A 12,107-nucleotide genomic window follows, 5' to 3' on the forward strand; every position below is an offset into this window, starting at 1 on the left:
TTATTTGAAAGTTTTCCAAAACATTTCTTTAGAAGCCCCCGTGCCTGAAAGCACTTTTTTCTGCACGGTCTGAGCCGATGGTTCTCTTAAAACGGGCTTCCGATTTAATTCCGGCAGAGGCAAAGGTTTTCTTCTGATTGCACGCTCGGTCGAGTCTTTCCAGCCTTCTACAATCAGATGGGCATTCGTTCCGCCATCTGCAAAACAATTGATTGCTGCAGCCGGCGTTGTCTCCTTCCACTCGTCTTGCGATTTACAGAAATACAAATCAGTCTCTTCTATATCAAAATGCGACATGTTTTCGTCACCTGACAGGAATGGAACCAATTGTCTATGTTTCAGCATCAAAGCGACTTTAATCAGGCTCGCTATTCCTTCTGCACATAAAGGGTGGCCGATGTTAGGTTTCACTGATCCCAGCCCTAATGGCACCTTTGAGCCTGAACGGTAAATGGCTTGAATCGCCTTCAGTTCAAGTAAATCTGTCACCGCTGATCCCGAGCCATTCGCTTCAAGATAACTGATCTCTTCAGGCTTTTTGCCGCTTTTTTCAAGCGCTGTCTGCATGACATCCTTTTGCGCTTCGAGATTCGGTGAAGATGGGCCTGCCGTTCTTCCGTCATTGTTGATAGCGGCGGCTTTAATGACAGCATATATGGAATCTCCGTCTTTGAGTGCCTGGCTGACGGTTTTGACGAGAACCATGCCCACGCCTTCTCCTAAAATGACACCGTCTGCCCGCTTATCAAAAATATGGAATGACGGCTTATCACATAAGAGTCCGCGCTCCTGAAACATTTGATGCGCATCAGCATCAAGCAAACTGACGCCGCCGACAACCGCTGCCTCAATATCTCCGCTCCGCAGAGCCTGAATGGCCATATTCAATCCGACCAGCGCAGAGGAACAAGCAGTATCCAGCACAATACTGGGGCCCCTTAAGTCAAAAAATTGCGAGATGTTAGCTGCTAAATAGTTTTGTCCGCTAGCGACAATCGGATTTCTTGCTTTTGAAAGACTGGACGGATCAGGCTTGTGCTGGCTGCGGCCTCCTATATAAACCCCAGCCCTCATGCGTTTCACTTCTTTCTCTGTATAACCGGCGTGATACCACAGTTTCAGGCTTTCCTCCAATACGGCCAAAGCTTGAGGGTCCATCGCTCTGACATCGTTCTCGGACATCATGAAGAAATCATGATCAAATCGATTTATATCATCAATGAGGCCCGCGTAATTAGTACTGGAGTGCCCGAATCGTTCAGGCAGTACAGGTTTAATTGCAGACTGACCATTACGTATTAAATCCCAGTATGCCTCAAGTGTTGCCGCTCCAGGGAACCTGCAAGTAAGACCGATGATGGCGATATCTTCTGCAAGACCCGCCGTTTTTTCATGACTTATTTGTTGTGGCTGCTGTTCTTGCATGGGCGCCTGTTTCACTGCCGATTGTGCCTTAGCAGGTATTTGTGTCTCAGGAACAGATGGATGCAAAACAGCTGACACGTCATATTTCGATATGAGCCAGTTTGCAAAGGATTCTATTGTCGGATATTCAAACAAAATCGATGGATCAATATCTCCATTTAATGTTTGGTTCATCTGCTGTACCAGCTGAGCCAATATAATTGAGTCGATTCCGTATTCTTGGAAAGGCTCGTCCGTTTCAAAGTCTTCAGCTGCTATCTTCAGTTCATCTGTAAAAAGAGTTACGAGCCAGTCAACTGTTTCAAGGAACAGGTTTTGAGGGCTGGCTTGCTCTTTAGTCTCAGGATGTGAGAGGGCTTCAACAGGCAGTGACTGTTGCATAAGCTTGTCAGGCTTCCATACATTTGTATCTGGAATCGCCGGCAGCACGACAGCACGCTGTGTATCTGATAAAATCTGATCCAGCAGTTGTAATCCCTCATCGTTTCTCAAGCTCACCAATCCAGTCTGCTCTAAAGCTTTGCTTCGAACCTCACCTAAACCGGTCTCCTTCCAGTTAGGCCACTGAATGCTGACAATTGGACATTCACCTTTATGGGCCTCTGCAAAATAATCCATAAAAGCATTCGCCATCGCGTAATCAGCTTGTCCGGCTGCAAGAACAGGAATGGCCGCTGATACTGATGAAAACAAGATAAAAAACGCCAATGGTTCGTCTTTAAGCAGGTCAAATAACGTTTGCAGGCCTTTGACTTTCGGTTCAAGCACCTGTTCGATCTCTTCTAGTGATTTTCTAATAAATGCCGGATTATGTTTGTTCACCTTCCCGGCACAGTGGATGACTCCGCCAATTGCCCCCATTGTTTCGTGTATTGTCTTCAGGCTCTGTTTGACAGCAAATGAATCGGTCAGGTCCAGAGACAGCACTTGAACTTGCGCACCCATGGCTTCTAGCTCTTGAATGGCTTTTATCTTCTCAAGTGAAGCATTTTTTACTAAATTCCACTGATCACGCGACGGCAGCTCTTCCCGGCCGATGAGCACCAGCCGCTTAACGCCGTATGTTTTCACAAAATGCCGCGCACACAACGAACCGAGACCTCTTGTCCCGCCTGTAATCAGCAGGACTTTGTCTGATGAAAACGATACTTGCTTAGGAGTAATCTCGGCTTCTGCTGGTTTCTCTGCCAAATATGCGCGATACCTCTGTCCGTTTCGATAACATACTTCTGATTCGGCACTATTAGCATAAAACTCGTCTGCGATCAGTCTGGCCAGCTCCTCATGAGAGGCTCCGCACTCCATGTCTGCATGTCTTGATGTAAGATGGCTGTACTCGTTTTGAAGCATGCGGTATAAGCCGGCCCGCGAAGCACCGGACAAATGAACAGCTTCATTTGCGTAAGCCTCCAGCCCCTTCGTTACACCCAAGATCATTAAATTGCGCTTGCTTGTACGTCCTTGCTCGATCAGCTTTTGGAGCCAGTTTATCCAGCTTGTAGACTGCTCATGGCTCGTTCCGCACCCGATCAGATCGATTGCTCCGTCAGCATCTTCATAGTCAGTGGCAGATACATGATCGAGCTCTTGACTGTTAAATATACGGTAATCCAAGAAATACTTCGAAAGCTCTGCCGCCAATGCCATAGTCTCCTCGTTTGCTAATATGGCTACGGCTTGATTCGTACGTACTGCTGGTTCAATCGGACAACGCTGCCACTGTTTATGCAGAATGCAATGCTTAGTAAGCGGTTCGGAGTGAGGCAGTGCTGAACCACTGTTTTCGGTGTTTTCTTCTAGATTTGGCAGCCAGTAATATTCTTCTGCAAACGGATAAGCAGGCAGACTGATTCTGCGAGGTCTGTGATCTCCATAAAGTCCGTTCCAATCGACCTGCAGCCCTTTCACCCATAATTCCGCAACTTTCTCCAGCCTTTTCTTCTCTATCCATGTTTGCAGCAATGCTTTGGCATCGTGATCTGTTTCAAACAACTTGATTTCGCTTTTCTTCGTTTTCACGTGAGCGGCATATAAGTTGCTGTTCGGTACATCTGCCAAATAATCATCCAAAGCTTTGATCAGCGATTCTCTTGAATCCGCCAAAAACGCCATGCGATAATCCATGGCTTCCCGGCCCGTCTGAAGTGTATATGCCATATCCTCCAGATTGATTTCTTCAATCGAATTTGTGAAATCTTTCATTGCTTTTGCATAGGCCTTCAGCTGCTGCTCTTTTTTCGCTGAGAGTACAAAGAGTGTTGAATGATGCTGCTTTGTTAATCGATCATGCCTCTTTTTCGGCTGATATTCTTCTATCACGATGTGGGCATTCGTCCCGCTATATCCGAAAGAGCTGACACAGGCTCTCCGCGGTTTTCCGTCAGCCGTTTCCCAAGGCTTGAGCTCCGTATTTACATATAAAGGAGAATGCTCAAATTGAAAATGCTCATTCGGCGTCGTGAAGTTCAATGTCGGCACCAACATTTTATGGTTCATACACAATAACACTTTTTGAACTCCGGCTACTCCGGCCGCCGCAGATGTATGGCCAATATTGCTTTTGACTGAACCGATAGCGCAAAACTGTTTTTTATCTGTTTTTTCTTGAAAAACGGTAGATAAGGCCTCTAATTCAATTGGATCGCCTTGTTTTGTTCCGGTGCCGTGCATTTCTACATAACTAATACTCTCAGGATCTATTCCGTATGTTTCATATATACCTCTTTCCAGATCCATTTGGCTTTTTGCACTCGGTGCCGTGATACCGTTTGTTTTCCCGTCCTGATTAATACCTGAGCCAATGATAATGCCGTAAATATGGTCACGGTCCGCTTCCGCATCTTTCAGCCTTTTCAGTACCAACGCACCCGCACCCTCGCCGGGCACAAAACCATTCGCGCCATTGTCAAATGCTTTACATTGTCCATCAGGTGAAAGCATGCCGGCCTCACACATACTGATGTAAGATTCCGGCGTCAGGTATAAGCTGACACCGCCAACCAGCGCCATATCAATTTCTTTGTTTATGAGTGCCTGTCGTGCTAAATGTGTGCCGACCAATGAAGATGAGCATGCGGTGTCAATAGGAATAGCAGGCCCTTTTAAATTAAGAAAATACGGAATACGCGCCGCAGCAATCGCAAAGCTGTTCCCGGTGGCGTTTGCTCTTGCCTTCCGATTCAGCATAACTCCATATTCATTGCTCATAATCCCGAGATAAACGCCGCATTTTTTCTCATTTAATGTTCGGGCGTTATATCCAGCGTCCTCAAAAGCTTTATAGCCTTCCTGCAAAAATATTCGATGCTGGGGATCCATCAGTTCAGCTTCTGACGGCGGAATATTAAAAAACAACGGATCAAAATGTTCAATATCATCAAGCATCCCCATTGATTTGCAATAGCTTTTTCCTTTTTGGTTCAGGGCAGGATCATAATATTTGTCAACGTCCCAACGTGATGTTGGAATGTCCCGAATCGCATTTCTCGCATGAACCAGGTTATCCCAATATTCTCTTACATTACTGGCGCCCGGGTACCTCCCCGACATCCCGACAATGGCTATCGCATCCTCTCGGTGATCTTGTTGAATAGGAGCCGGTTTCTGCTCATGCTCTTTCTTTATTGGGTATTGAACAGACTGAAGCGGACGGTCTGCCGGCTTTGCCTTAGGGAGTGCTGCCGGCTGTTTCACATGTTTAACAGCTTCAGAGACATCATGCTGATCTGTCATTTCTTGCTTTCTCTTAAAATGCGTTCCAAGCTCGGACTTTAGCATCTCGGCAAAATCACGTATCGTTGGATAATCATACACTCTGGTGACTGAAAAGGACGTGCCATATTGCTTATTCACCGCTTTTATCCATTCGAGCCCGGTAATCGAGTCCATTCCGATATCGATGAATGCTTCGTCAATATCCACCTCGTTGGGCTCCATGAATAACACGGCTGCTATGCTTTCCCTCAATTCTTCATGTAGCGTTTCAATTGCCCCAGTATATTGGCTTGATGCGGATATTTCTGCTGCTGCATATCGAATGGTTGCTGCAGGTTCCTCCTGCAGCGGCAGATGATTCTCTAACGGCTGCAGGGATATATTGTCCGGTTTTGGAGCGGGTGCTGCTGTTTTCTGTTTCATCGGCGCGTACGGCTCCGTTTGTTTTGAAAACTCGATTCCTGCTGTTTTTTCTCCAGATTGTGTGCTTAACTCTTGTGCTAAGTAAACAGCGAAATCACGTGTTGTCGGATAATCATAAACCTTGGTGACATTTAGTGATGTGCCATACTGTTTATTTATTGCTTTTATCCATTCGAGTCCGGTAATCGAGTCCATTCCGATATCAATGAATGCTTCGTCTGGATCAACCTCGTTTTGATCCATGTACAGCACTTCCGCTAAGCTCGCCGTTAGTTCATCGCACAAGGCTTCCGCCGCGATCGTCTTTGTTTCTGTATCAGATGGAAGCGGAGATGCCGCACGCTGCAAACGATCCTGATTGGCCATTAAAGGCTGTAACGTGATATTGGCAGGCTTACCGCTGGCTTCTTTGGCTATAGACGTTTTTTGAATGACGGGCTGTACCGAAGCGGCCGGTTCGTCTTTTCTTATTTCCTCAGCCTTTGCATTTACGTCTATCCAATAGCGATCTCGTGCAAAAGGATAGGCGGGTAAACTGATGCGCCGCGGTTTTTGATCTTGATAGAGCGTGCTCCAATCGATACGCAAGCCTCTTACCCAAAGGTCTAAAACCTTCGCATACTTTCCTTTTTGCATCCATGCCTCGATTGTTTTTGACATATCTTCATCAGCGGCAAAAGCGGCAATAGATTCTTTATTGCGTTTTACTTGTCCTTGATAGACATATTCTCGATTTTCTGTTCCAGAGATAAAGTCGTTGAGTTTTTCTTCAAGTTCCTCCATTGTTTCAGCAACGAACGCCAGACGCTCATTCATCGCTTCACGACCGACTTGCAGCGTATAGGCGATCCGGTGCAAATCTGCTTCTGCATATCTTTGTTCACGAATGGCATGCAGCAATCGCTCCGCCCGTTTCTGAAGTTTTTCCTCATTTTTTGCTGAGAGCACAATGACAGCCGGCTGTTTCCCCGCTGGCGAACGTTCCTGCTTAGATTCGGCAACATGCTCTTCTATTAAAATATGGGCGTTTACTCCCCCGGCGCCAAATGAAGAAATGCCTGCGATTCTCGGATATTCGATTTCTTTTCCATTGACAGAAATGATTGGTCTCTTCCATTCTTCTAGCTCTTGCTGTACTTTAAACGGTGAGTTAAGGAAATCAATATTCGGATTCAGCACGTTTGAATGCAGGGAAGGTGCAAGCTGCCTGTATTTCATTTGGAGCAGTACCTTCGTTAATCCTGCGATACCTGCCGCACTCTCACAGTGCCCGATATTTGATTTGGCCGAGCCTATTGCACAAAATTGTTTGTCATCCGTTTGTTGCGTAAACACTTTGGACAGCCCAGTCATTTCAATAGGATCTCCTAGAGAGGTTCCCGTGCCGTGCGCTTCTATATAACTGACTGCCCGCGGGTCAACCTCCGCTTCCACAAACGCCTTTTTGATCACATCAGCTTGGGCATTCGGGTTTGGAACTGAGTAACCATTTGTTTTTCCTCCGTGGTTAATAGCTGTCCCCTTAATGATTCCATAAATGTGATCGCCATCTTCAAGAGCTTTAGACAATGGCTTAAGAAGCACTGCTCCAACGCCTTCTCCCGGCACATAGCCGTCTCCGCCCTGTCCGAAGCTTTCACATCGGCCTTTGCTGGACATAAATTTGTTCTGCCCAAGCATCAAATATTTATTTGGGTGGATTGAAACATTCACGCCGCCCGCGAATGCCGCCTCACACTCTCCGCGCTGCAAGCTTTGACAGGCCAAATGAATAGCTGTTAAGGAAGAAGAACACATGGTGTCTAACGCAATACTCGGTCCATGAAAATCAAAATAATAAGATACTCGGTTTGCGATGGATGATGGATTTCCTGTTAAAGCCAGAGACCTGCCCCGCACCTGCTCTTGCGCTCCATACAGCTGGTATTCTTCGTACATGACACCTACGTAAACACCGACGCTTCCGCCAAGCTCCGAATCACGCTTACGGCCGAGATGCTCCCTTGTATATCCTGCGTCTTCCATCGTTTCATACACACACTGCAAAAATAAACGCTCTTGAGGGTCCATTAATTTTGCCTCACGAGGCGAAATATGGAAAAACTGCGGGTCAAACTTGTCTACATCCTTCATGAAGCCGCCCCACTTGCTGTAGGTTTTTCCAGGCTTGTCCTTATCTTCATCATAATAGAGACTATGATCCCAGCGGTCTTCAGGAATTTCCGTAATACAGTCTCGCCCGTCCCTCAGGTTTTCCCACAATTCATAGATGTTGTCTGCCTGTGGATAGCGCCCTGAGATACCGATGATTGCAATTTCCTCTATTCCCTTTTCTCTTAACTGTTGTTGCTCTTTTTCTTGCAAAGGAAAGAATCCAGACTTTCTTGGGGCAACAGAGATTTCTCTCTTTTCAGGCTCAGAATCAGTTTTTGTATTTTCCGCAGCAGAAGGTTTGTCTTTTTCAATTCCCAAAATGTCCAGCAGCTTTTCTCTGTGGGAATCAGTAAAATACCGGGTTAATGACCGAATATCCTGGTATTCAAAGAACAGCGTCTTGGACAAAGATCCAAATACTTTTTCTAATTGACCGGTTACATGCATGATCATAATAGAATCGATCCCGTAATCCTCAAGAGGAGCTTCAGCATCAATTTGGCTGGCCGGCAGCTTGATAACCGAAGAAAGCACTTGTTTCACATAGTTCTCTGCTTTTTCTCTCAATGTCTCTTCATCGGCTCCAAAGACAATGTCTGCTTTTTCCGTATCCTGATTGTCATTTGTATTTTTAATATTTTGGGATTGGCCTTGACCATGTCCCGTTTCATATAAAAATGCACGAATCCGATTGGCAACACCTGATGCCACCAACAGCTGCGGCTTTCCTGACGCCCAGCCATGGTATAATGCCTGAATCCCATGACCTGTTTCCATGGCCACCATGCCTGTTTCTTTTGTCAGCATCCTTGCAGTTTCAGCATCAATACGCATGCCCCCGTCTTTCCACAGCGGCCAGCACACCGAAAGCGTTTTTCCGTAACGTTTGCGGAGCGCTGCTTGGCCATTTCGATATTCGCTGAATGCATTCATAAATGCATTCGCCATTGCATAATCAGCCTGTCCCGCACTTCCCACTGCTCCCGCACCTGAGGAAAAAAGGATAAAGAAGTCGAGCGGAATATCTTTCGTTGCTTCGTCAAGATGAATCAGACCAGTTACCTTTGGAGCGAGCACGGTTTGAATTTCTTCTTTCTTTTTCTTAATAATGAAATTATCTTTTATCATACCGGCGCTATGGATGATGCCGTCCAAGCCGCCGTAAGCGTTTTGAATCTCTTCTATTAAGGCATCAACAGCTCGTTTCTCTGTCAGATCCGCTTTTCTGTAAACTGCTCGGACGCCAAGTTTCTGTAGCTCTTGAAGCATCTCCTGCTTCCTTTCATCGAGCGGAGAGCGTCCTGTCAGGATTACAACAGCATCATTCGTTTCGTTTGCGATTTCATTTGCAAAGATGAAGCCAAGACCGCCTGCACCGCCTGTAATCAGATAAACCCCTTTATCCTTCCACGGTATGTCAGCACTTAGGTGCTCACCAGACGTCTCTTTCCATTTGCTTACAAACCGTTTCCCTTGCCAATAGCGGATATGCGTGTCACGGGGACAGCGTCTGTTTTCTTCCAATGTTTCGAAGAGGTCACTAGCAGACACCCCAGTATCTAATTCAATCAGCTGTCCTGTCAGTTTTGGATTTTCCAACTCAGCCGTTTTGAGCAGTCCGGTTAAGCCGCTTAATAGCTGCGGCTCGTTCAATGCAGGCACCGCCACTTGAATGAGTGTATGTCCCCCAGTTTTTGAGTGCAGCAGCTGCTTGATTTCTTCAAATAACTGTACGGCATATCCTTCAAACCGTTCATCAATTGCCTCTGTATGATGCTGCAGTACTGTACAGTCAAGATGATTCCGAATACTTTCCATTTGTTCTCCAAAATCACAGACAATGATTTTATGTGTCTCATACCCTATAAGCTCTTGCTTTTCTGCAGGAGCATTTTCTTCCCAAACGTGTTCAAACAGCAGCGTGTCAATTGTCTCAGAAGGATTTTCTGCCTCTGTTTCTAACACTCTTGCAGAATAGCCTTTCATTCGCACGCAAACCTGCCCCTCTTCATTGCACAAATCGATATCAAGCTTCTGCATACGATCCCCAGCTGCACTGCCCTCGCTGTATGTGATCCATACCCACATAGACGCCTCGCAGCCTTTGAAGATTTGAACATCCTGTAACGCAAAAGGCAGCATTGCCTTTCTGTCTGTTAAACTCGCATCGCCTCCCAGCCTCAAACCGATAGATGCTTGAAATGCCGAATCTATCATGCTCGGATGCAGAACATAACGGTCTTGCGTATCAGAGATCACAGATGGCATCGCCAATTTAGCTAGAACTCCGCTTTTGCCGGCATATATGCTGTCGATGGCTCTGTGGCTGTCACCATAATGAATTCCCATGTCCGCATAAGCGTCGTAACAATCAGAAGGTGACAGAATCCGCTCCTTAGCATTTGCCTTCAGTTCTTCAATGTTTATTACCGGAGATTCATCAGCCTCACAAAGCACTGCACTCCCTTGTCCGTATACAACTGGCTCCTTCTCTGCGCTTTCCGGCTCCTGGCAGATTTCAAATGCAATCTCACCATTGTCTTCAGGATATAAACGTATGTGTATGTCTGCTTGCTGTTCTGTGACGGCAAACGGCCGAACCCAGACGATATTCCGGAGTCGGAATCCTGTCGGAAACTGATTGGCAGCTGCCTTTTCCACAGCAGCACGAACCATCTCCAATAAAGCTGCACCGGGTAAAACCCGCTCGCCCTTAATGACATGATCCTTCAGGAAAAATTCACGTCCCGTGAACGCTGAACGGAAGCGTATTCCCGACATGTCGGACACATTTTGATGCAGAAGAGGATGAAGGACATGACCTTCCCGTTTGGATCGATCAGTCGCTGCCTCCGCTTTCGGCACCCAATAACGCACCTTCTCAAAAGGATATGTCGGCAAGCTGATCCGCTTTGGTTTCTTTCCATCGTAAAGAAGTTTCCAGTCAATCGAAGCTCCGTTGACCCACTGCTCTGCAATCAGATCGAAATTTCTTTGTTCCAGCGATTTATGTACCGTTTCGGCAGAAAGCGATAAATCGCTTCCTCTTGACACTCGGCCCATCCAGCAATGCTGAACGGTTTCGTGCCCTTCTATAAAAGCCTTCAATTGACCGGTCAATTCTTGAATTCCATCTGCTACAAAAGCAGCCCGCTCTTCCATCGGTTCACGACCTACCTGCAATGTATAAGCCAAATCTCTAATCTGAATCCCATCATGAAGAAAATCCAAGAGACGTTTTGCATATACATGAAGACGTTCTTGATTACGGGCAGAAAGCGGGATAACAGCCGGCATTTCAGAATCTGACAGCAAAGTAACGTCCTGCTCCGCTGTTTGAGGAATATATTCCTCTACAATAATATGTGCGTTTGAACCGGTCGCCCCGAAGGAACTGATACCTGCACGGCGAGGATAAGGGAGGTCTTTCCCATTTTCCTTAATAACAGGCTGCTTCCACGTTTCTGCTTCATGCTGTACATAAAATGGTGACTTTTTAAAATCCACGTACGGATTCAGTTCTTCCGAATGCAAAGAAGGCACGAGAGTCTGATAGTGAAGCTGAAGGGCAACCTTGCTTAAACCGCTGATACCAGCTGCGGATTCAGCATGACCGATGTTCGATTTAACAGAACCGATTGAACAGAATTGCCGATCCTGTGTATATTGGCGGAATGCTTTCACCAACCCTTGTATTTCGATCGGATCTCCTAAGGACGTACCGGTTCCATGTGCTTCCACATAACTGATCGTCCGCGGGTCAATTCTCGTTTTCTCCAAGCATTTCTCAATCAGATCAGCTTGAGAAACCGGACTCGGCACTGAAATGCCGCTTACAGTGCCCACATGATTCACAGCACTTCCTTTAATCACGGCATAAATGCGATCTCCGTCTTCCTCCGCCTGGCGCAAAGGCTTTAATAAAACCGCACCAATTCCTTCGGCCGGCACATAACCGTCCCCATCCTTGCCAAATGTACGGCAGTGCCCGTCAGTGGAAAACATATCCCAGACCCCGTATGTCATATATTTATTAGGATGCAGGGACAGATTCACTCCGCCTGCTAACGCGACATCACACTCACCGTGGCGAATGCTTTCCAATGCCAGATGTACAGCAGTCAGAGACGAGGAGCATACCGTATCAACCGCCATACTCGGACCGTGGAAATTACAAAAGTAAGATACACGGTTGGCGATTTGCGCATAGTTGAGCGAGAGAGGAAACACATTTTCCGCTGATGCTTCTTCAGCGCCGACTAGTGTATAATCCTTGTGCATGACGCCCGCAAAAACTCCTACATGATGCCTTTTATTTCGTCCTTTAGGCTTAGCCAACGTCTTTGGTGTGTAGCCAGCATCCTCAATGGTTTCCCAGCAGGTTTCTAAAA

1 protein-coding gene (cut by a window edge) is annotated in these 12,107 nt (G+C 46.5%); it reads right to left on the bottom strand.

Features of this window, described 5'->3' with window-relative positions:
• Nucleotides 1-12,107, bottom strand: the 3' portion of a protein-coding gene (locus KHQ79_RS09620; protein ID WP_225514977.1) for a type I polyketide synthase. 1,591 nt of this gene lie beyond the right edge of the window; only the last 12,107 of its 13,698 coding nucleotides appear in the window; the start codon falls outside the window, past its right edge; the stop codon is at nt 1-3.

Source organism: Bacillus sp. TSO22, from assembly GCF_020223595.1.
Classification (GTDB): domain Bacteria; phylum Bacillota; class Bacilli; order Bacillales; family Bacillaceae; genus Bacillus; species Bacillus inaquosorum.